This window comes from Coraliomargarita parva (genome assembly GCF_027257905.1).
Lineage (GTDB): Bacteria > Verrucomicrobiota > Verrucomicrobiia > Opitutales > Coraliomargaritaceae > Coraliomargarita_A > Coraliomargarita_A parva.
The window spans coordinates 447,877-470,456 of the sequence record NZ_JAPZEI010000001.1 but is presented as its reverse complement, the minus strand read 5'-3'; the positions used below and the strand labels follow the sequence as shown (position 1 = coordinate 470,456).

Sequence of the window (22,580 nt, the reverse complement as noted above, 5' to 3'; positions counted from 1 at the left end):
ATGAGTGAGCGCGCGGCCTATTCCGCGTGGCGCGCATAGGCGTTAATGATCTGCTGGACCAGCGGATGGCGAACGACATCCTGTCCGTCAAAGTAGAAGAGCTCGATCCCTTTGATGTCTTTGAGAATTCGGGAGGCTTCCTTCAGTCCGGACAGCTTGGCCCGGGGCAAGTCGATCTGGGTGATGTCGCCGGTGATGACCATACGGCTGCCGTCTCCCAGTCGTGTCAGGAACATCATCATCTGTTCATGGGTGGCATTCTGGGCTTCATCCAAGACCACGAATGCATTGGCCAGGGTGCGCCCGCGCATGTAGGCGAGGGGGGCTATCTCCACGATCCCGCTCTCCACCAGTTTCGCGGTCTGCTCTTTGCCCACCATTTCGTGCATCGCATCATAGAGCGGTGTCAGGTAGGGCAATATCTTTTCCTGCAGCTCGCCGGGCAGGAACCCGAGCGCCTCGCCGGCTTCGACCGCCGGACGTGTCAGGATAATCCGTTCCACCCGGCCATCCAGCAGCTCTTTCAGGGCCATGGCCATGGCCAGGTAGGTTTTACCCGTGCCGGCTGGGCCGATCCCAAAGGTGACCGGATTGGCTGCGATGCGCTGCAGGTAGCGCTTCTGGTTGAGTGTTTTGGGAATGACACTCTGGCGCTTGAGCTTGATCACCAGCGGTTGCTCGTAGATCTGGCGCAGCTCGTCGGCCTTGCCCTCGGCGATGCAGCGCAAGGTGTGGTGGAAGTCTGAGCTGCGAGTGCGTATGCCCTGATTGCGGGCCATACCCAGCAGGTCGAACAGCGCTTTGGTCAACTCGATCGCTTCGGGACTGCCATCGATCGAGAGCCAGTCTTCCCGGCTGACCAGGGAGACATTCAGCACGCGCTCGGCCTCTTCCAGGTTGCGGCTGTCGTTTGCATACAGCTGGCTGAGCTGTTTGTCGCTGGCGAAGTGAATCGTCTCTTCAGGCATAGGGCTTTGTATGGCGTGACCTGTGGGGAGCGTTCAAGCCTCGACGCATTGATGCAGTCGTTCCCACATGGCATCCATGGAGTCGGGCAGTACCCGGGTGTCGCCGATCACAGGCATGAAATTGGTGTCTCCGTCCCAGCGTGGGACGATGTGGCAATGGAGGTGTTTGGGAATCCCGGCCCCGGCGGCCTTGCCGAAGTTGAAGCCGGTGTTGAATCCATCCGGCCGAAGGGCACGGGTCAGGATTTCCTGGGCTTTGACGATCAGGTCCATCAATTCGTGCCGCTCCTCGACCTCCAGGTCCTCTAGGCGGGGGACTTCCCGGTAGGGGAGCACGAGCAGGTGTCCCGCATTATAGGGATAGCGGTTCATGACGATGTAGTTGAGACGTCCCCGGTAGATGATGTACTCGGAGCGGTCATCCCGGGTCTGGGGCATTCGGGCAAAAGGATTGCCGCCATCCTCCGCGTTCTTGGGCGCGAGAATGTAGGGCATGCGCCAGTAGGCATGCAGCCTTTGCATGGAGGGCGGCAGTGGCCCGCTCGAGGAGCTTTGAGTCGTCTCTTCCATTTCAAAAACAGTCATTTTGAACGGACGACGGGGCCTCGTCGATTGTTTATTCAGGCGCAGACAGGGGCCCGTCGCGGCTCTTTTCGGGGTTGCTTTTAAAGGAAGTAGAGGCAAGCCTCCTGACTTTTGCCGGATCGACTATTGCCCAGAAATTCCCGTGAGCGAACCCACCACTAACAATTTCACTTTCAAGCAATTACCTAAAACCCATATTGCAGTTTCCTACATGGTTTTGGGCTTTGCGGCCTTCATGATCTGGGATCAGATCTATTGGTGGGGCGAGCGTGAAGACTATAGTTTTGGTTATTTGGTGCCACTTTTTGCCGCGTACGTGCTTTACGACCGCTGGCCGGTGATCCGCAGCTATCTCTTCCGTGGGGCCGCGCCGGAGGTCGAACCGCCTGCATCGGTCCGTCTTGGTCCGCTCGGGAAGGCGCTGGAAGTCGTCGCCATGGCCGGTTTTATGGGGGCGTTGTTGCTGTTTGCCATCGGCGCCCTGTTGCGCTCTGTCACCACTCCCCAGAACCCGGCCTCTCTGGCCATCGCCGCCGGTTTCACGGGTATCGTGCTCTGTGCGGTCTTTATCTTTTCCAAGGAGCGTGCCGATGGCCAGCCGATGGGCCTGAAGCAGCGGCTGGCGCTGACCTGTGCCTTCCTCTTTCCCGCCGCCATCTGGCTGATTTCGGCCCCGCTGGTGTCCGTCTTGGAGACCAAAATCAAGGTCTTCCTCCTGACCAAGGTGACGATTGTCGTCTTCAATGTCTTTGATGTTGCCGGCTTCGAACTGGAGCGCGAAGGCAATGTGTTGATCCTGCCGGAAGGTCAGGTGGGCGTGGAAGAAGCTTGTTCGGGGATCCGCTCCCTGACGGCCTGCCTGTTTGCCGGCTCTTTCCTCGCTGCGGTCTTTCTCGATCGTTTTTGGAAGAAGGTGCTTCTGGTCTTTGCCGCGATGTGCTTCGCGGTCATAACCAACCTGATGCGCAGCCTGTTCCTGACTTTCTGGGCCTACAATAACGGGTCCAACGCGATTAACGAGCACTGGGTCCTTCCGCTTTTCGGGGATATCGGCAGCGTTCACGATGTGACCGGTTTTGCGATTCTTGGACTGACTTGTGTCGGCCTGATGCTACTTTTGCCCATCTTCAACTTCAAGTTGAAGGAATTTGACGATGAACATGAACCCGGTGCCGACGCCGTGCCGGACCACACTTCAGATGCCTCCTAAGCCTAAACAAAAAATCCTCATGGTCGCCCCCGAGGCGGCCCCATTCATTAAAGTCGGTGGTTTGGCCGATGTCGTAGGTGCGTTGTCGAAAGCGGTAGCGGAGCGCGGTCACGATGTGCGCATTGTCATTCCCTGGTATGCCGGCATGCGGCATGTCAGTGAAGCCCGTCCTTTGGAAGATCCCCTGCTGATTGTGAAACTGGGGGGACATGAGGCCTATGCTCGCGTTTGGGAATGCCCCTTACCCGGCTCGGATGCGAAATGCTACTTTCTTGAGCATAACCGGTACTTCGATACGCCGACTGTGTATTGTGGCCCTTCGGGCGATGAGACGGACAATGGCTACCGCTTTACCTTCCTGTCCCGGGCCGCGATGGATCTTTGCCATCACCTCGAATGGTATCCGGATATCGTACATTGCCATGACTGGGCCACCGGGCTCGTGCCGATCTACCTGAACACCAACGAGCGGGAGACGCCTCTCGGGCGTGCCGCTTCGGTCATGACCATTCATAACCTGCAGCATCAAGGCTGGTTTCACCGGCGAATCGTGGACTACGCCGGGTTGCCCGCCACGGTTTTCCGGCAGGATGGCCTGGAATCGATGGGCGAGGTCAACATGCTCAAAGGGGGCTTGTACCACGCGACCAAAATCACCACGGTCAGCCCGACCTATGCCCGTGAGATCCAACAACCGGAAGGCGGTTGTGGGCTCCACCACCTGCTGCGCTACCGGGCAGGGGATCTGATCGGCGTGATCAACGGGATCGATATGGAAGAGTGGAATCCCGCAACGGATCCCTTGATCCCCGCGAATTTCAAGGCCGGGCAGATGAAAGGGAAGGCGGAATGCAAAGCCGCTCTGCAACGCGCTTATGGATTGAATGTGGACCCGTCGCAGCCGGTCTACACGGTTGTTTCGCGACTTTTCGACCAGAAGGGGCTCGATCTGCTGGCTGCGATTGGAGACCGCCTGATGGAGCAAATGCACATTCAGGTCGCCGTTCTGGGGACCGGCGACGCCGGTTTGGAGCAAGCCTTCCAGGATTTGGCGCAGCGCCACCCCGGACGTTTTGCGGCGCATCTGGCCTTTGATAACGAGTTGGCCCACCTGAGTGTGGCGGGCGCGGATTTCCTCGTCATGCCCAGCCGCTTCGAACCCTGTGGACTGAGTCAAATGTATGCCATGGCCTATGGCACCCTGCCCATTGTCCGCTCGACCGGTGGATTGGCGGATTCGGTTGAGCAGTACATTGAGGGCGAGGGGATCGGTACCGGATTCCGCTTCGATCACCCGACCGCCGATGCCCTGTACTATACCATGGGCTGGTCCTGTGCGACCTACTATGACCGCCCGAAGGAACTGGCTAAGTTGCAGAAGAACGCGATGCAGGCCGACTTTACCTGGGACCAATCGGCCGGGATCTATGAAGATATTTATGGCTGGGCTCTGGATGCCCGTCGGGCCGCATTTTCGGAGTGAAGCTGAATGGCGCGTCTTGAAAAACGGCAGCTCTTGGGGCTCAAGGTTGACGAGGGCATCGCTTCCTATTCTTTATATTGCTGAGTGAACGACCCGAATCGAGATTTCAACGAAGTCATACGGACCATCCGGAAGGATGATCCGCGTTATGCGCGGGGGGTGTATTATTTTTTGCGCCAGGCATTGGATTATAGCCTGCGTGAACTTCATAAGCGTGGTGAACTGGATCGTTCGAACCACTTGTCCGGTCAGCAACTGCTGGAAGGAATCCGTGAGTTTGCAATTGAGCAATACGGTCCCATGGCCCGGTCCGTACTCGAATTCTGGGGGGTCAAGAACTGTCGCGATTTCGGCAATATTGTCTTCAACCTGGTTGAGTGCCGAGTGCTGGGAAAGACCGATCAGGACAGTCCGGAGGACTTCAACGAAGGCTATAGTTTTACGGATGCTTTCGAAAAACCGTTTCGTCCTGCGGTCAAGCCGCCGATCAAGCGGCCTCGCTTACGTTAAGCCTTTAAGCCTCGCTGTTACAGGCGGTTGTGAAAGTCTTGTAGTCGTCTTCCTTTTGCTCGATCCGCGCTTCACGCTCGGTCAGCAGCATGGATTTCTCGACCAGGTCATTTTCGCACTTCTCGATGTACTGCTCGCGCTCTTTCAGAACCTCGCGGGCTTCCTTGATCGATTTCTCCTGTGCGTCCAATTCTTTCTTTAATTTCTCAAGGGCACTCAGTTCCTTTGCGTTGTGTTCCTTGCTCGACTCGCTCGTGCCGGAGTCCTGTGTGTCCATGACATTGCGACGGGCTTCGATCAGGGCTTCCCGTTCGTTGACCTCGCGCTCGCGGAACTCCAGCTTCTTCTCCCGCTCCACGATGAGCTCTTCGCGGTTAATGATGTCCGCTTGGATCTCGAGCAGGCGTGCCTCCATTTCAGGCAGGTCACTGTCACGCATATTGGGAAATTCGCCCAAGGGATTCATCAAGGGCTTGACCACAACACTTCCGTCGCTGGTCGCGGCTGCCATCGCGCTCTGCAGGCTCAGTTTACGTTTTGGCTCACGGTTTGGCGGTGGTGGTGTTGTATCTTTTGGCTTCATATGCACAGTTGTCCTCGTAATGTGTGAATTTGATGGATTCTAAGCCTTGAATCAAATACCTATTTGCCTAAGGCTCTGATAAACATAATCTTAAACAATTTTATAACAAAAAACAGGCCAATTTCCTTAGGGATGAGTCTACGTTGAAGAACGTAGCTCCAATATGTGGATCGGCTATAGGTCTTCAATGTCAGATTACCAATTTTCATCCGAAGATGCCCATTCGTTGGTGGAGCGTCTCTATCAAGTGCCCGCGGAACGTCATGTTCTGGAGAATGGTCTTACTCTGGTACACCGACCGGATTTTTCCAGTGAAGTCGTTTCGGTGCAGGTGTGGATCAAGACGGGGAGCATCCATGAAGGGCCCTTGCTTGGCTCCGGCCTGTCGCACTACCTGGAGCATCTCTTGTTCAAAGGGACCGCCCGCCGGGATGCGAAATCGATTAGCCGGGAGGTCCATGCCTTGGGGGGCGGGATCAATGCCTACACCACCTTTGACCGTACCGTCTATTATATCGACGGCCCGTCCGCGTCCTTTGCCCAGGCGGCCGATGTCTTGTCGGACATCGTGTTCCACTCGCTTTTGCCCGAGGCGGAAGTGGCACGGGAGCGCGACGTCATCCTCCGCGAAATCGACATGGGCCTGGACGACCCCGACCGTCAATTGATGCAAGCCCTGTTTCGAACCGCTTACCAGAAGCATCCCTATCGGGAGCCGGTCATCGGCCATCGGCCGCTCTTTGAGCAGGTCAGCCGTGATGAGCTTTATGCGTATTACCGTGCGCGCTATGTGCCCAACAATGCGGTGGTTTCGGTGGTAGGTGCGGTGAGCCGTGAGGATTGTCTTTCGATGATTCGTGAGAAGTTTGGCAGTTTGACGCGGGGACGTTTGGCTCCGGCTCCCCTCGAAGCCGAATCGCAGCAACTGGCGGGGCGGGCCGATTTCATTCAGGGTGACTTCAAGGTCTACCGGGGCAGCATCGCCTATCAGGTGCCGCATCTCAGTCACCCGGATTCGCCCCGGTTGGACGCATTGGCCCATGCACTGGGAGGTGGGGAGAGCTCTGTGCTCTGGCAGGTTCTTCGCAATCAGAAGAAACTGGTTCACTATATTGATTGCAGGAATTGGAATCCGGGAACTCGCGGGTTGTTCTGGATTTCCTATGTGTGCGATCCCGATAAGGCCAGTCAGGCCGAGACTGCCATTTTTGAATGCATCGACTGCGTGATTCGTGACGGCTTGGACGCGAAAGTCGTGGAGAAGGCGCGGCGTCAGGCCCTGAGTTCCGAAATCAACGGTCGCAAGACGATGAGCGGCCAAGCATCCCGTCTGGGACTGGCGGAGGTTGTGCTCGGCGATCTGAAGTACGGGCGCCGTTATCTGACCCGCTTGAACGAAGTCTCGGCGGGCGAGCTCCAAGCCGTGGCCGGGAACTACCTGCAGGCTGCGACTTGTTCACGAGTCGGGCTGGGGCCCGAAGCCTCGCGTCCGGTCTCGGGCGAGCTCCCTTCCGAAGCGATGCGGCCTTCGCCTTTCGAGGAAGTGAGTCTCGCATCAGGAGGCCGCATTTTGCTGCAACCGGATGCCCGTTTGCCGAAGGTGCATATCCGGGCGGTGATGCTGGGCGGGCCTTGTTATGAGGCGGCCGGGCAGCGCGGGGTTTCCGCCATTATGGCCGAGTTGATGACTTTGGACACGAAAAGCCGCACGGCAGAGGAAATCGCCAGCCGGATCGAGAGCGTTGGCGGCAGTTTTTCGGCTCATGTGGGGAACAATACGGTGAGCCTTGCGATCGAGGTCCTCCCGGGAGACTTGCCGCTTGCCTTGGAACTGTTGGAAGGCGCCCTCACGGAGCCGCTCTTTCTGCAGGACGCTTTCGAGACGGAAGTCGAGGCGCAGGTATCCCACCTGCATGAGACGGATGACGATCTGCTTGATTTCGGTTTCCGACGTTTGCGTGAATGCTTTTTCGGGCCTCACGCCTTTGCGGTAGGGGCAGACGGAAAGGTTGAGGATTTGGAAAGCCTCAGCCGTGATCAGGTGGAGGCTCAGTTTCGGAAATTGGTCTGTCGCGGTAATCTTGTACTCTCTGTCTGTGGCGACTTTGACCGGGGGCATGTATTCGAGGCGCTTCAGGTCCTACTGGAACAGCGGGTGGCGCCGGGAATGCTGGAACCGGCGGTTCCGGCGGAACGCTTCGGACCGGAGCAGCCTGTTCGTCAGGTCGACGTCAAGGAGCGCGAGCAAGCCGTTGTGCTCCAAGGCTATCCCGATGTCGGAATCCTCTCTGAGGACTATGTGACTGCGGAGGTGCTGAACGAGTTGTTCTCGGGCATGTCCAGCAGATTGTTTGAGCGTGTGCGCGAGGATCGCGGGATGGCCTATTATGTCGGTTCGACGCGCGTACTGGGGCTCCATGAAAGCATGTTTGTCCTCTATGCCGGAACGCACCCGGATCAGGCGGAGGAAGTGATTAAAGAAATGGATGGAGAGATCGCCAGGGTTGCCGCCGGGGATGTGCTCGAAGTCGAGTTGGACCGTTGCCGTACCCGTTTGAAATCGGCCCGGGTGATGGGGCGTCAAACAATCGGCGCGCGGGCGATGCATGCTGCGGTTCAGTCCCGGTACGGTTTGCCTCTAAATGACGATGCCGAATTCGAGGTGAAGCTTGATGCGGTCAATCCGGAAGTGCTTGCCGCCTTTGTCCGTAAATATTTAAGGCCTGACAGGCAGGTTCAGCTGCTTGTCAGGCCCTGAGAAAAAGCCAGCTTGTGGCAGTTGTGTTTTAAGCTTCGGCAGTCTTGCGCTTGCTTAGCTTGCGATAGAAGTTCGGACCATGGATCTCGCGCATCATCTTGCGGCGATGATCCACTGCCAGTTTGAATGCCTTCTTTTCACCATACTTGCGAATGGAGAAGGACGTGCATTTTTGGACGCCCGGTTCCGGACGCCAGCTGACTGAATAACACTCGTGACGGGTGCCGTTGGGACCCACCTTAGTGGTGCGGGAAACGCCGAGCTCACCGGTTGTGTTCCGGGAGTCGGACACGACGATGCGGCGCTGGCGCGGCTTCTTTGGGATCGCCTCCAGCTGTTCGTTCAGCTCATCCCGGTAGTCTTTGGCGAGTTTCTGGGCTTTTGCCTTGCTGCCGCACTTACGGTCACTGAATAGTTTAGAGTAGGTTTTGCCGTTGCGATAGCCGCGGACAAACCACCCGTGGGTCGAGCCGGAATCGATCCGGCTGATGCCTTTGTTTACTTTTGATCTAGCCATGATTTTGTTTTGTTTAGTCCGTTGATGATTAGGGTATCAACTTAAGTCTATTAAATATTTTGATTTTCGTTAGTATGCAACCTTATTTGCGTTATTTTGTGAATTTTTTGTAAACTCGGCCTGCTGTCCATCGTCGTTATGTAGAGTAATTGTAACCGAATTTACTGAAATGTTGCATTACGGTTGCATGTTTTTACCAGACTAACCACTTTTTTTTCGTGAATCCGAAGCTAAATATTAAGATCTGTGGCCTGACCGAGGCCGCGGATGTGGCCCTCGCTCGGGAGCTAGGCGCTGACTATTTTGGTTTTATTCTATTTCGCAAGTCGCTTCGCCATATATCGTTGGAAAAAGCGGTGGAATTGGCTCGTGCGGTGCCAGAAGCGCAACGGGTTGTGGTCGACGTGGATCCGGATCCTTCGATCCTGAAGGCGCTGCGGTCAGAGGGCTTCAGAAACTTTCAGGTACATACCGGGAAATTCGAGGAGCGGGACCGGTTGGAGGCCTGGACACAAGCCGTTGGGAAAGAAAACTTATGGTTGGCGCCGCGCCTGGCTCAAGATGAGGTATTTCCCCCCCATCTTCTGGAATATGCGGATACGATCCTGATGGATAGTTATTCGCCTAGCCAGATTGGCGGTACGGGACTGACGGGCGATTGGGATGGTTTTTCCCGGCTTCAACTCACCTATCCTGGGGTGTCCTGGGTATTGGCCGGAGGCTTGGGGCCCGGCAATGTGACGGCGGCTTTGGAGCAGAGCGGTGCACGGGCGATTGATGTGAACAGCGGGGTGGAGAGCCGTCCGGGGAAGAAAGATCCGGAGAAGTTAAGAGCGCTCTTCCGGATCTTGGGGCGGATTTAGTCCGGTGATTCGTTTTGACGGATTTCCGCTTCAATCGCATCGCAGATACGAATGGCCCCCTTTGGGGCATCGGGCGCTTTCTTCACAAAGTCGGATAGCTTTTCCATCAGGGCGATTAGCTTTGGGTTTCGTTGGATATTCATCAGGCCTTTCAACTTATGAATGGATTCCCGGATGGATTCCGTTTCTCCCTGGTTCAGGAAGTTGCGGAGCCGACTGAGCTCATTGAGGAACGAGCTGTTGAAGCGTTCCTGCAGTTGGGCTCTTGCTGCCGGATTCTGGTTGGCGAGGTAGTCGAGTAAGCTTGAGTCGATTGCCGGGCGCTCCGACGACACCTGAAGCAATTGGGTATTGGCCAGGACTTGGATTAGCTTTTCGGGTTGGAGGGGCTTTTCCAGGAAATGGCTGTAGCCGGCATCCAGGCACATATGCTCCATGTCGTTGGTTACATGTGCACTCAGTGCCACAAAGTAGGGTGGGCTGGCCGGGTCCGACTGTAGGAATGTGCGAACGACGTCGGCTCCGTTTCGCTTGGGCATGTTGATGTCGAGCACGGCCAGATCGTAGTGCCGCTGCCCCAGCAGAGACAAGGCCTGCTCGCCGTCTTCCGCCTCATGGACTTCCGCGCCCAGCTTTTCCAGGATCTTGCGGCTCAGGTAACGATTGAAATCCATGTCGTCCGCCACGAGCACACAGCGCCCCCGGAGCGACTGCTTGCTGGGAGCCGCTTTGCTCCGGCTTGCGATTGCGACCGGTTCGCCTGTCTGAAAATCGAGTTCGAGGACAAACCGTGCGCCGGACTGGTAGGCACTGTCGAGGTCGAGGCGTCCTCCCATCAGCTCACTCATTTCGGAAGCGATGGCGAGGCCGAGGCCTGTTCCGGCGATCATGCTTTCCCCGGGTTTATTCAAACGGGTGAAGTCCTGGAAGATAAAGTGATGCTTATCCGGAGGGATGCCTGGGCCGGTGTCTTCGACGGAAAAGACCGCGTGAATTTTCGAGTCCCGTTCTTGGGTGGTCAGCCGGATCCAGACGCTTCCCTCGGGGGTGTACTTGATCGCATTGGAAACCAGGTTAATCAGAATTTGGCGGATCAGCACCGCATCCCCAATCCAGAGTCGGGGCACTTCCGGACTGTCCAGATGTAGCTGGATATTTTTTTTCTGTGCGAGACTCCGGTGCATTCCGGTGACGTCTGACAACAGCTCGGCTACGTTGAACGGTTGCTGGCGCACCTGAAGCTTGCCCGCTTCCAGACTGGAGTAATCGAGTACCTGGCCGAGCAACTGGTGTAGGTGGCTGGCGCAGGCATTCAGGTGGTTGATTCGCTCACTGTCCTCCTGTGGTCGTTTTGAACTTTCTTTCAGCAGCTGGGCGATTCCTAGAATGCCGTTCAGGGGATTGCGGATTTCATGACTCATACTGGCCAGGAAGTCCTGCTTGATGCTGTTCGCTTTGACCAACTCGATATTTTGCTTCTCCAGTTCGATCGTGCGTTGGTTGACGATCAACTCCAGTTCCTCATTACGCTTGCGTAGGCGCAAGGTCCACCAACGGGCGAGTAGGATGACGAGCAGAACGAGCAGGAGGGCGGCGCCGATGTATGCATAGAGGGTTCGATACCACGGTGGGAGGATGCGAAATGGATATGCTGCCACCGGGCCGACGCGGCCCAATTCATCCATTGCGCGGACTTCAAAGGTATAATGCCCCTCTCTTAAATTGGTATACTCCTTGAAATTGAGCGCGGTGGCCTCCGACCAGTCGACTTCGAAGCCCTTGAGCTTGGTCTGGAAACCATCGACCTGCAAGGGGTGGGGCAGCGCGGCAAATCGGATGCGGAGTGACTGCTGAGGATAGGTCCAGATATTTTCCCGGGGCGGAGGTGCGGCCCCGCCGTAGTAAACGATGCCTTCTTGTGTTTCGGAGACCGATGAAAGAGTCGATTCCACCGGGGCAAACGTCATCCGATTGCCTAGCTCGTAGCGAAGTAACTTTTTGAGCCCGCCCAGCCAGAGTATCTCCCGCCCGTTCTTGAACTCGTGGTAGATGGATTCGATGTTGCCGAGTTCCTTCAGCGCTGGGAGCTGTAAAGGTTCCCAACTCAGCCGGTCGTTCCGTATCCGGAGTATGCCGAGCTCTCCTTTCGCTTGGGGGTGTGAGGGAGTGGGGCGCCAGACGATCCAGCCGTCTCCGTCGGCCCGTTGGCAGTACTCCAGGCGGAACCCATCGGTTCCCAGATCATGGCCGAGGGCGGGGTCCTGGATGAAGCGCATCGTTTCCGTTAGCAGTCGGTAGGCGCCAAGATTACTGATCAACAGGTAATGTCCCTCGCTTTCAAGGCAGTAAGCCCATTCAAATTTCTCTATGAGTCCATTGGAAGCACCGAGTGATTCGATCTGCAACTGGGCTCCCTGGCCGGATCCGGGAGACGGCCATACCACACGCTGCACACCGCCTTTGAAGGTTGTGACCAATAAGCTGCCATCCGGTAATTCAACCATGGACAAGGCCATCTCATGGAATTCTTCATGGGTCGATTCGATCTCCCACTTGCCTTCGTGCTTCTGCAAACGGCTGATCCGTGGAATATCCGAAATATAGACGAGATCCGGGTTCTTTAGACTCGGAGCGAACCCGAACACCTGTCGAGGGTGCGGCTGTGTCTGGAGATCCGTTTTGGAATCCATGATCGTCAGGCTGCGGCTGCCACCGTGCATGAGTGTGTCCCCGGTTGACAGCATGTCATATCCGGCAGTGACCGGATCGACCCGATGCAACTCCGCCATTTCCCCGGCGCCTGATTTCGGAGACAGTTTCAAAGTTGAATTCCGGGTGGAAAGGTAAAGCTGGCCCTGGTGGCGGACGACATCGTCGATTTGGTCGGTAACTGGAAATTCCGTCACCGAGGAAAAGGGGACATAGGCGACTTGACTGGTTTGGGCGAACCAAATGCCACCATGGCGATCTTCCATGATGTTTTGGGTCCAGGAACTGTCCGACGGGATCTGAGTGACACAGCGCCCCTGCTCGTCGATGATAAACAAGCCCGAACCTTCGATCGAGAGAATGAGCAGATTGTCCGAAGTCAGCAGGCCGCAGTAGGTGAGACGGCCCTCCATGATCGAATCCACTTCCGTGTGCCATGGGGTGAACCGGCCGTCCTCATAGTGGAAAATTCCGTCGCGTGTACTGATCGCGATCAGGCGGCCATCCGTAGCTCTCATCATGGAGATGAAGCCGCTGCTGTAAGCTTCGGAAGGCTCCGCAAAAAGGACCATTCGATCCTCTTCGAGCCGGAAAATCCCTTCTCCGCGGGAGTGCAGGTACAGTTCATTGTCGACCAGGTTCGGCAAGATGCGTTGGTCGGTATTGAAATGCCAGTAGAGCCACGCATTACCGTCCCACCTGAGCAGATAGTAGGAGGTACTTAGGTAGATGTTCCGTCCATCGCTTTGAATGTCCCAGAACTGGCTGAGGTCATCACCCAGTGGCAGTGCGCGCACGCTCGGCGTCATGTCCACGTAGACATAGCTACCGTTCTCGGTCGATTCGTAGAAGCCCACCGAATCGAAGCCGCAGATCCAGATCCGTTGGTCCCCGTCGATTGCCAGACTGGATACCAATTCGTTATAGCCGGTGGGGACCATCCGGGTCCATTCCGTTCCATCGAACTCAAGCAGTCCGGCTTCGTTTGCGACGAATAACTTGCCCTCACTGTTTGCTTCGATCTCGTAGCAGAGCCCGCGGCCCCCATGCGCTTCCGGGCCGTAGCTTCGCTGCAGGGGCTTGCCGCTTTCTTTGTCATGTACCCAGGCAGTCAGGGGCTGAATGAGGAAGAGCCCCGTGGCAAACAGGGCGAAAGCCCTGCATCGTTGCGTGAGTTTTCGTGACATGAAGTCCAATCGAGTACAGTAGTTGGTACAAAAGGACCAGTCGATTTGCTCGTTTTTCGTACCAAAGCGTGTAGGATACGTCTGTCTGCTCATCAGTGGGCGGTGACTAACTATACGAAATCATGAAACTCATTATCAGTACGATCCTGCTCAATCTCGGCTGCCATAAGCGGTCGCGTGAGATGGATGTGGTTCTGGCTGGTGCGCAGCGTAAGGAATCCTTGCCTGAGTCAGCCTTCCCGACCGTGCAAACGGTTTAATCTACACACCCGTCGGGGGTGTCCGGCGGGTGTTTTTTTTAGTCTGTAAATGCTAAGCCTCGCGCCGATACGATATTCTAAAGTGCTACGTCAGTCCGGTGGCCCGATTGAACGAATCGAGCACGCACCCGGAACCGTGGCCGGTGTCCCTTGCACGCATGCCATGGCTTTCCTGGTCCGCGATTTGTTCCCTGACTCGGTCCGTACGCCTATGCAGATTGATCAAGCGGACGGTGCCGGGAGTCATCGTTCCGAGCAAGTGGCTTGTCATATGGCGGTTTCCGAAGCGCTGGAGCGATGGGCGATCTTTGGCTGTCGTGCCGATCCCTCGAAATATGAGGCCGGCATCCATCTCGATACGACTTCGAACGGTTTTGCCGCCTTCCCCGGCATGTTTGATACGCAGGCGCGCAAGGCGGCCTTTGCTGAATCGATCGAGCGTCACTGCCTGATGTGTTGGTGGGAGGGATATCTCAAGCACCAACCATTGCTTGATCTGGCCGAAGGGGTGCGGGCGATACAGATCGAGAATCCGTACTCCTCGCATTTTGTCATCCTTGCCTGGCGGACGGATGAGCTGTCGCATGTTTTTGCCTTTGGTGCCGGCAACTGCCGCGAATCCGCCACTTGGAAAACACTGGTCGAACTCGAGCGTACCCAACGCATCCTGCGGGAAATCGATCGGGTGGCCGGACGTCAGCGCTCCGCCGATTTTAAGCTTGGGACTTTTGAAAGACGTATCGAGTACTTTTCGCGTGGGCGGGGGTTGGAATCCTTTTTGAAGCGTTTGCAAATGGAGGCCGTTTCCTCGGCAAAACCGATGAAGCTTCTTTTTGACGCCCCGGTCAAGGGGCCGTGGAATCGTTACGCCAGCGTCTGGCGTACCATTATCGAAGCTCCGAGCCGCACTTATCTCAGTGATGCGGATGATTACTTTTTCTGGTAGACGATGGTGCGAAAGGACCAAGCACATAGCTTGTCTCTATCTGATCTCCCGATAGTTTGGCTCTGTCATGTTTAGTGTTGTCTTTAAGGTTGGTTGCGGGGAGGACTCGGTTCGAGTGTTGGATGATGCTGAAGAGGAATGGATTTGGATGCGTATCTTGGAGCGTCGTAAACTGCAGATTTTTCCAGACCTAAGGGTGGTGGTGCGTTCGAAGACAATTAACCTTAAGCTGGAAGCGCCCCGGCCGGGAGATTCCCTTGACGCGCCCTTCGATCTGGAAGGGGAGGCCCACGACATCTATGAACTCTGGAAGCGTATGGGGCTCGACTCCTCCGACTTTACCGCCGGAGGCGCGATGCTCTTCCTGAAGCATCTCAAACGTACTTACGGGCGAGGCAAAACCATGGTGTCGGTGGTGCGTCCCTGCGTCGCCTGATCTTCGTCGACTGAGACCACGTCGAAAAAATTCTGGAAGCGGTTTTAGAAGGTCCGGCTCAGCGCAATGGTGAAGCGTCGACCTGCCAAACTGTAGAGCGAAGTGTCGTAGCCGTCGGCGAACGCGCCCGCGGCGAACGGAGGTTCTTCGTCCGTTACATTCTCGATCCCGACTTGCACAGTGGTGCCCTTCATCACGCTGTTCCCTGTTTCAAGCCAAGTATAGGCGGCCATCAGGTCCAGCGAAGTCCAGGGATCAATCTCACGGGCTTGCCCGTCGATGGTGTAGGCACTGTTGTCGTTCAGCGAATGGATATAGTTGACCGTGCCGCCGAGGGTCAGTTGCCGCTGCGTCCAAAGCAGTCGGGCAAATCCTTTGTAGCGCGGAATGGACCCACATGCCACAATCTCGGCGCCGGTGGCATTCGGGTCGACGAAGTCGCCCAGATAGGAATCGGTCGAGGCACCGGGAGCCGCCGTCACATCGTAGGAGAGGACCTGGTTGATTCCCAAGCTTGCCACCCAGCTGCCGTTTCGGGTGGGGTGCCGGTAGCTCAATTCGTAGTCGATGCCGTCGGTTTCGACCTCTGCCGCGTTAAACCAGTTTGCGTAAATGACGAGGAGTTGTCCGGTGGTTCCCGAGCGTATGATTTGTCCCGCATAGGGTGCACTTGGGTTCAGTGTGCCCGGAGTGACCCCGGCTGGCTGGGCTGATGCATTGCTATTGAGGAAATACTGTGCCCCGTTGGCGATCGCATCCTCGGTTTGAATGTGGTAGTAGTTCGTTTCAAAGCGCCATCCGGCTTTGGGGTCCGGTTCAAAGACAAAGCCAAGGTTGTAGGATTCGGAGCGCTCGGGATCGAGATCGGGATTACTTTGTACTACGGTCGGAATCCGCGCGGACTGCGGCGTCAAACCGAGCGGATCTGCATAGACGGGATAGCTGATGGAGTCGCCACCGTAACTTTCGGTCAGGGTGGGGGCGCGGAACGAAGTGCCGTAGGAAAAGCGGAGCCGGAGGGATTCGTTCACTTGGAAGTTCAGGCCGGCTTTGTAGACAAAGGCATTGTAGCGGTTTGCATCCACGCTCCTGTCATCCGAGCGGTCTTTGTAATTTTCGTAACGGGCGGAAAGACTGAATTCCAATTTACGCGCGCCCGCTTCGTAGATGGGCAGCAGGGATTCGGCAAAAAGGGAGACGACCTCGCGCTCGCCGCCATAGGACAGGTATTGGGGACCGCCCAGATTATAGCCCTCGACAAAAATCTCATCAAAATCGGCCCTGATGTCCTCCTGTCGATATTCAAAGCCGCCGGCGAGGTGTACCGGTCCGGCCGGCAATTCAAAGGGACGGCCGTTCAGTTTGAAGTCGTAGCTCCAGAGGCTTTCCTCGTACTCGTCCACGGGATGCACCTCGGCCTCGGCCAGTGCCGCCGCATTATCGTAACTTTGACCGGCGAGTGGCCCCGAAGGAATTGTACCGGTGGCATAGTTCTGGGCAAAGGGGTTGAACTCGCCGCTTTCGACCAGATCGGCTACGATTCGTGCATCCGCGATACCGGACCAGGTCGAGGTCAGGTCGGATTCGATGTAAAGGAGTGCGCTTTCCCAGTTCCAGTCGCTGAATGCACCCCGTAGGCCCACCAGTGCGCGTAAGGCCTGCTTTTCCTGTTCCGCTTCGAGCTTCCCAAGTTCGTACGTGCGGTAACGGATACTCTCTATGTCCGATGGATTGATATCGGCCGGGATATGGGGACTGCTCGTGAGAATGGTGTTGAAGAGGGCCGCGTGTTCATACGGACTATTGCTCAAGCTCCAAGGGGAAGGTGCCAAACCGTTGTCGAAAACGGATTCGGTGAAGAGCCATTCGGACCAGAGTTCGACTTGCTCGCTCAGCGGATGGCTGACATCCGCCATTAGGCTTTTTCGCTCCACCGCAGGTATCGCGACGGCTTCTTCGCTGAAATTATACAGGCCGTTGACGGCATCCCATGGCTGGTAATCGTTGATCGAATCCGGAGCAGTGACTGAGTCGGAAAGCACGTATTCGCTGCCGTCTACACTGAGGCGTCCGGCAAAGCTTGAACTGCCCTGGTTTTGCCCTCCTTGGTCGCGCCGGTCAGCGTCCTTTGAGACCTCCCTGTCGCGAGCGTAGATGGCATTTCGCTGATACCAAGTTCCCGATAAGGTGAGATGGGTTTTGCCGAATGTCTGTCCGCTGAGAAAACTAAGGACCTTCTCCGACGCATCGCCGTCGGTGGTATTGCCGTAGCTGAGGTCGACGCGGTTTCCGGTGTAATCGCTCTGCAGTATGACATTGACTGTTCCGGCAACGGCATCGGAGCCGTAGGCCACGGAACTCCCTTCATTCGCGATCTCGATCCGGTCGATGGCGGCGGCAGGTATCAGGTTCAGGTCGGCAAAGCCGCCGTGCTCATTGCCTAATGCGCTGTTTCCTCCGGCCCGGCGGCCATTGAGCAGGGTGAGGGTGGAAAGGTTGCCCATCCCTCTCAAATTGGCACCGGCCGAACCGCTACCGCCATTGCTGTTATTTTCCGTGTTGGCTGCTCCGAACAGGTAAGGCTCCTGGCGAAGGGCCGCTATCGGGGTGTAATCGTTCCAGAAATAGAAGCTTTGGCTGTCGATCTCGGCCACGGGCGTTGCAAGACTGCTTTCCGGCACCTGAAGCTGGGTTCCGGTGATGGTGACTGTCGGGAGCTCGTAAATGGGCAAGCCGTCTTGTTCCGCTGTTTCAGCGCCGTAAAGACCGAGGCAGATACAAGAGAACGTTGAGCTCCAAAGGCGCATAGACTGTAGGGGATTTCGCATCTCTCTAGTCCGGAAAGACTAGCATTCGCGGGATGTCGCCTGTCAATTGCGGATTAAAATATCTCGCACCGAGGGGGCAGCTAGTACATACACTCCGAATCATGTCACGCGCACTCATAGTTGAAGATGAAGAGCTGGTGAGAGAGCTACTGGCCAGCGTTCTGCTGCGTGAGTTCGAGTTCGAGCTGGTCGATGAGGCCGGTGATGGTGAGGCCGGTTGGGATCTCTTCCGAGAGAAAGGCCATGATTTCATCGTTCTGGACCTCATGCTCCCCAAGCTGGACGGCTTGAGTTTGGCCCGCCGCATCTTGAAGGAGCAGCCTTTTTCCCGCATTCTGGCGCTTTCCAGCGAATGTGATGACTACACCATGCGGGAGGTCAACCGCAGTGGCATCCTCGGCTTCGTGGATAAAAAGGAAATGACGCTGGAGGTACTCTTTGCGGCCTTTAACGAGGTTTCCGCCGGATATGTCTACTATTCCCTGAATGCGCAGAATATCCTCACTCGTTTGTGGGAAGATCCGCTTGCCTACTACAAGGTCTTGTCGGATCGGGAGTTTCAGGTGGTGCGCGCGATTGCCCAGGGGCGGACGCAGGATCAAGTTGCCGAGGAGTTCGGCATCAGTTCCTTTACAGTCCGTCGCCACAAGCACAACGCGATGAAGAAGCTGAACCTCAGTGACGAGGCCAGCCTGTTGCGGTTCGCTCTGCAGAAGGGGATCGTCAAGCACAAGGGTGGTTTGGATTGGACGGAAGTCGCTTACCAGCGGCAGTAGCCTTTGAGCGCTGGGGCGGGACTGCCCCGAATGGCACTACTTTAAGGACAAATTGAAGGGTTCCTATTGCAACAAAGCGTCGCTCGTAGTGGCTGCTTTAGCTGCCATATTCAGCATCCTAAGCCACCTCGGCTCGATGGCGACTGAAGTCGCCACTACGATAAGAAGCTTAAAGTAGTGCCATTCGGGACTGCCCCAGCCGGTCTGTTCCGGGGTTCAGCCACAGCAGGCACAAAAAAAGCCAAGCAGCGTTCGACTGCTTGGCTTGTATTGAATGAGAAAGTCGCGTCCTGCAGCCCTTCTTTAGAACTGCAGGACGGAATCGCTTAAATCGGTTGGCGACCGATGGTGCCGACGAGCTCGTTGGTGTATTTCTTGGAGCTCACACGGGCCAGTTGAGCCTTGGCTGCGGTCAGGCGAGCTTCGATATCCAGCTTCTTGGCGACGTTGAAGTGTGTCTTCTTTGAGAGGAAGAGCTCCAGATAGGCCACATTATTCGTCCATTGCTCGACATCATGCTTTTGCTGGCTGTCCAAACGGGCTTGATACCATTCGCTGTTCAGCATGGCTTCGCGGGTGAAGAGCTCGCGTACCTTGGGCGAATCGAGGCCTTCGCCTTCATATTCACCATAGGCCATGATGTGGAGCAGAGCCTTCAGCGGCGGGCAGGCTTCTTCGATCGAGCCGTCCGCGAAGTAATTTTCCGCGGCTTGCTTATGAGCGGCTACGATGGTTTCCATGCCTTCAACGAAGGTCGCCATGTCTTGCAGTTCCGGCTTGAGCATCTCTTCGGAGAAGACCGAATCCGGGTTGTTGAAGACGCGGCCAAAGAAGATGCGCACAAACTTCGCGGTGATGCGGTAGCCGATGCGGCTGGCCAGAATCTTGCGGCCCTCGTATTCGAAGTCCTCGACCTTTTCGAGGTAGCCGTGGTCGATCATCCATTGTGGATCGGATTCTTCCGGCTTGAGGCGGCACCAGATTTCCGGCACGAGCAAGCTGATGTCATGGTCGACGCGGAAGTTCGGGCCCACATAGCCTGCCGCCGTGATGAAGGCCGGCTGATCCGTTACCAGATAGGAAACCAGTGCGTTGTTCAGGTCATAGATCGGAGCCAAGGCGTTGAACGGAGCCTTGGTCAATGCACCCTCGGAGCCGGCACCTGTGGTGGAAGGCGACTTACCGGTGATACTGGCAATGTATTCCATGAACAGTTCCGGCAGTTCCATGTGGTGGATCGGGCTGTTCACGCAGAGTGGCTTGACGCCGGCTGCCGGCTCGGCCGGATTGTTGCGGCGGCCGGGCAGGATGGATGTGACCGGACGGAGCAGTGGCGAATAGGCATCCTGACGACGGAAGAAGCGGGAGCTGATGTCCGCCAGATAGCACTCGCGCTTGTTCTTCAAGTCCGGACGGACTTGCAGGTAACGCGGGTTCTTGGTCGGCTTGCCGTCCACGATGCGAGGATGCGCATTCGTCGAATAGTATTCCGGGGAATCGCCATTCAGGAAGTCCTTAACCATGGACTGCATCGGCTCGGTATATTGGCCGAAGCGGATCGCATCCTCGACTTCGTCTTTGGCAAAGTCGTGGTCCAAGGGCTCGTAGTTACTCAGGAAGCTACCCGGTGTGCTCAGGTCGATTTCGGCCTGCTTGTCGTAGCCGCGGATGATGGCGTCGTCCGGGCGTTGGAAGAAGCGGTATTCGCAGTTGTACACGAACTTGGCGGACGGAGCGGACCAGCCGACGGGCAGGCTCTTGATGCTGCTTGTCGGCGCAACCGTTGAAGCGGTGATGTCGTCCTCAAGGGAAATCTTGGATGCCGGGATGAAGTCCTTCCGCAGTCCGAATGTCCGCCAGGAACCGTCTTCGGTATAACCGACACGGAGGTATTGTGTGAACATCGGTGTTTCACGGTAGCGCAGGATGTTGCCTGGCTCGCCGTTGATCAGGTCGACACTGAAACGCTTGCGCCAGTCCGTGCCCCAATCCTCCTTATAGAAGCGCTTGATGATCAGCACGAGCTCCTTGACGTGTTGCGGGATGCCTTTCAGCCAAGCATTGTAATCGTCGTTGTAGTCGACTTTGGAAGGAGTCAGGAGCTTGATGACCGAACCGAGCGAGCGTTGCTTGCCGAGGAGCGGACGGCCTTGTTTGCGGTTCTTCTTCGGGTCACGGAAGCGGGGACCATACTCGTAGTTGATGATCTCCTCCGCCATGTCAAAGTCCTTGTTGAAGTCACTGACGAAGACCGGGCCTGTGATGATGGCGTCGGTGATCGACTTGGAGATTTCGGACTTACCCCCGCCGGAAACCGTGCAGGGCTTGTGGCACACGCGGCTTTCCGCGGTGTAACCCACGAGACGCCAGCGGCGACCTTCGGCGGGTTTCATCATGACCACCTTATAGCCGGAGGGCAGGACGTAAGTATTGTTCGGCAGCAACTTGATGTTCTGCTCTGCCCCGTCCTTCGTCCAGGTGATCTTCTGGGTGTTCAGCTCGAAGCGTGAATCTTCCGGAATATAAATGATGTTCTTGTAGGTCTTATCGATGGCATAGCCCTGCGCTTGCACATCCATGAAGTCGATGTAGCGGGCCACCACACCGTCGAAGGTTTGGTCGACGACCGGATAGTATTCGCTCAACTGGAAGTCTTCCCCGAGGTCATAGCCGGTGAAGGCCAGCGTGCCGCCGGCGTGCTCCTCTTCGGCCAAGCCGTTCAGGTTGGCTGAGAAGCTGATCTGGGTCTTTACCTCCTTCTTGCAGTAGCCGAAGTAGTTGTCGGCAATCGCTGTGACGATGCGGCCGGAAGCGTCACGGCAGGTGATCTTAAAGGCGCCGCCGTCGTTGTAGAGTTCGTCTTCCTTCTCCCAGCACATGCCGTCACGCTTCTGGCGGTCGGTGGCTTCGGAAATGTGCGGCAGTCCGAGCTCCTTCTTGGTGGTGCCCATGAGGTGCGGTGCGAGAATCACGCAGCCGCTGTGACCGGTCCAGTGGTCGGGGGCGAGTCCGGCGTCATTCTCGGCGAGGAAGGGGTCGCCGCCGTTGCCAAAGATCGATTCGACGAAATCAAGGTTACTGACCAAGTTGCCGGGCACGAAGAAACGCACTTCCATGCTCTTTTCCTTGGTGAAGCCGTCAACTTCAGGTACCACAACCGGGCGAAGCAGCAGGGATACCCAAGCCTTGGCCTTCAGGTCTTCCTTGGCCAGGAACGGCAGTGTGAGCAGTGAATCGGTCGCGCCAAGCAATGCCTTTTGTAGGAGGCGGGCGGCGGCCAGCTTCGGCACCGCCTTCTTGTCATTCGGAATCGGCAGGCCACCTTCGGCCACGTGGAAGACACCCTTGGTCGTGCGGCGGTCGCTGGCCGGGTTGTGCAACACTCCCTGCTTGATCCGGTAGCTTTCGATGATGTCAGACGAGAAATAATCGCCCTTGGCCGGTAGGGAGAGTGTGCGTGCCACCCCGTGACGGTCCAGAATCAGAGTGAGATTCGGCAAGTGTGGCATTTCCTCGATCGGCAGATCCGAAAAGTAGTTGCCTAGAAAGTCCTGGATCCGCTTGTCGCAAGGAGGCAGGTAGTCAGCGAGGAGACGGGATTTCTCCTGATAGCTGGCCAACAAGGTTTGGCTCAAGCTGTATACCTTTGATTCGGATAGGTCGCCATAGGTCGGTTGGCCTATGGATGTGAGCTTTAAGTTCACATACTCAAGGAGCGTTTCGTCCTGCACGGCGGCAGCGGTTTCGGGGTCTAAGCCAAGTTGCGATTTGAATTCCATATTGGAAGCAGTTTCAGTTTAGGTTCTTAGTTTTCTGTAGTGCAGAAATCCTGCCGAAATCGATGTTTTCTAGCATATTCCTCTGGATGCAAGCGGAAGACGCTACATCATGCGATTTAATACTTAATCGCCTGAAAATTAGTAAAGCTAATTCGTAGGGATTTTTAGATAAGATTATATAA

The 22,580-nt window shown here is 56.3% G+C and carries 16 protein-coding genes; 9 read left to right on the top strand and 7 right to left on the bottom strand.

From position 1 onward, the window contains the following. Positions 1-17 precede the first annotated feature (17 nt). Both O2597_RS01760 and O2597_RS01755 read right to left on the bottom strand, forming a co-directional pair. Complete coding sequence (locus tag O2597_RS01760; RefSeq protein WP_269522455.1) at positions 18-968, bottom strand: PhoH family protein; 951 nt, start codon at positions 966-968, stop codon at positions 18-20. Between the two features lie 33 nt (positions 969-1,001). Next, complete coding sequence (locus tag O2597_RS01755; protein ID WP_269522454.1) at positions 1,002-1,553, bottom strand: HIT family protein; 552 nt, start codon at positions 1,551-1,553, stop codon at positions 1,002-1,004. A 142-nt stretch (positions 1,554-1,695) separates the two neighbouring features. Here O2597_RS01755 and O2597_RS01750 point away from each other — a divergent pair, with 142 nt between their 5' ends. From O2597_RS01750 to O2597_RS01740, 3 genes are all read left to right on the top strand, one after another. After that, entirely contained in the window at positions 1,696-2,763 is a 1,068-nt protein-coding gene (locus O2597_RS01750; RefSeq protein ID WP_269522453.1) for an exosortase/archaeosortase family protein, read from the top strand. Continuing rightward, on the top strand, positions 2,753-4,246 hold the full coding sequence (glgA, locus tag O2597_RS01745; protein ID WP_269522452.1) for a glycogen synthase GlgA: 1,494 nt from the start codon (positions 2,753-2,755) through the stop codon (positions 4,244-4,246). The genes O2597_RS01750 and glgA overlap by 11 nt, the downstream gene beginning before the upstream one ends. An 84-nt stretch (positions 4,247-4,330) precedes the next feature. Further along, the gene (locus tag O2597_RS01740) at positions 4,331-4,756 is read left to right on the top strand and encodes a Minf_1886 family protein (protein ID WP_269522451.1); all 426 of its coding nucleotides are present in this window, start codon (positions 4,331-4,333) and stop codon (positions 4,754-4,756) included. Positions 4,757-4,760: 4 nt separating this feature from the next. Here the strand turns inward: O2597_RS01740 and O2597_RS01735 are convergent, their stop codons facing one another. Further along, positions 4,761-5,339: a hypothetical protein gene (locus O2597_RS01735; protein WP_269522450.1), complete on the bottom strand. Its 579-nt coding sequence runs from the start codon at positions 5,337-5,339 to the stop codon at positions 4,761-4,763. Positions 5,340-5,526: 187 nt separating this feature from the next. Between O2597_RS01735 and O2597_RS01730 the strand changes: the two genes are divergently transcribed. After that, positions 5,527-8,097 carry a M16 family metallopeptidase gene (locus O2597_RS01730; RefSeq protein ID WP_269522449.1) on the top strand — a complete coding sequence of 857 codons (2,571 nt, stop codon included), beginning with the start codon at positions 5,527-5,529 and terminating at the stop codon, positions 8,095-8,097. Positions 8,098-8,125: 28 nt separating this feature from the next. Here the strand turns inward: O2597_RS01730 and O2597_RS01725 are convergent, their stop codons facing one another. Continuing rightward, the gene (locus O2597_RS01725) at positions 8,126-8,614 is read right to left on the bottom strand and encodes an AP2 domain-containing protein (RefSeq protein ID WP_269522448.1); all 489 of its coding nucleotides are present in this window, start codon (positions 8,612-8,614) and stop codon (positions 8,126-8,128) included. A gap of 218 nt (positions 8,615-8,832) precedes the next feature. Here O2597_RS01725 and O2597_RS01720 point away from each other — a divergent pair, with 218 nt between their 5' ends. Further along, positions 8,833-9,477: a phosphoribosylanthranilate isomerase gene (locus O2597_RS01720; RefSeq protein WP_269522447.1), complete on the top strand. Its 645-nt coding sequence runs from the start codon at positions 8,833-8,835 to the stop codon at positions 9,475-9,477. Here O2597_RS01720 and O2597_RS01715 read toward each other — a convergent pair. Next, complete coding sequence (locus O2597_RS01715) at positions 9,474-13,373, bottom strand: hybrid sensor histidine kinase/response regulator (protein WP_269522446.1); 3,900 nt, start codon at positions 13,371-13,373, stop codon at positions 9,474-9,476. The two genes, O2597_RS01720 and O2597_RS01715, sit on opposite strands and share 4 nt — an antisense overlap. Positions 13,374-13,495: 122 nt before the next feature. Between O2597_RS01715 and O2597_RS01710 the strand changes: the two genes are divergently transcribed. The 3 genes from O2597_RS01710 to O2597_RS01700 all read left to right on the top strand — a co-directional run bounded on the left by O2597_RS01710 (position 13,496) and on the right by O2597_RS01700 (position 15,015). Beyond that, positions 13,496-13,633 carry a hypothetical protein gene (locus O2597_RS01710; RefSeq protein WP_269522445.1) on the top strand — a complete coding sequence of 46 codons (138 nt, stop codon included), beginning with the start codon at positions 13,496-13,498 and terminating at the stop codon, positions 13,631-13,633. Between the two features lie 82 nt (positions 13,634-13,715). After that, positions 13,716-14,579, top strand: coding sequence for a hypothetical protein (locus tag O2597_RS01705; protein WP_269522444.1), 864 nt, complete (start codon positions 13,716-13,718; stop codon positions 14,577-14,579). A gap of 67 nt (positions 14,580-14,646) precedes the next feature. After that, complete coding sequence (locus tag O2597_RS01700) at positions 14,647-15,015, top strand: hypothetical protein (protein WP_269522443.1); 369 nt, start codon at positions 14,647-14,649, stop codon at positions 15,013-15,015. Positions 15,016-15,059: 44 nt separating this feature from the next. Here the strand turns inward: O2597_RS01700 and O2597_RS01695 are convergent, their stop codons facing one another. After that, on the bottom strand, positions 15,060-17,822 hold the full coding sequence (locus O2597_RS01695; protein ID WP_269522442.1) for a TonB-dependent receptor domain-containing protein: 2,763 nt from the start codon (positions 17,820-17,822) through the stop codon (positions 15,060-15,062). A gap of 122 nt (positions 17,823-17,944) precedes the next feature. On the opposite strand from O2597_RS01695, the gene O2597_RS01690 reads away from it, so the two are divergent. Further along, positions 17,945-18,619, top strand: a complete 675-nt coding sequence (locus tag O2597_RS01690; protein ID WP_269522441.1) for a response regulator — start codon at positions 17,945-17,947, stop codon at positions 18,617-18,619. A gap of 326 nt (positions 18,620-18,945) precedes the next feature. Here the strand turns inward: O2597_RS01690 and O2597_RS01685 are convergent, their stop codons facing one another. Continuing rightward, the gene (locus tag O2597_RS01685) at positions 18,946-22,398 is read right to left on the bottom strand and encodes a PPi-type phosphoenolpyruvate carboxykinase family protein (protein ID WP_269522440.1); all 3,453 of its coding nucleotides are present in this window, start codon (positions 22,396-22,398) and stop codon (positions 18,946-18,948) included. Positions 22,399-22,580 lie beyond the last annotated feature (182 nt).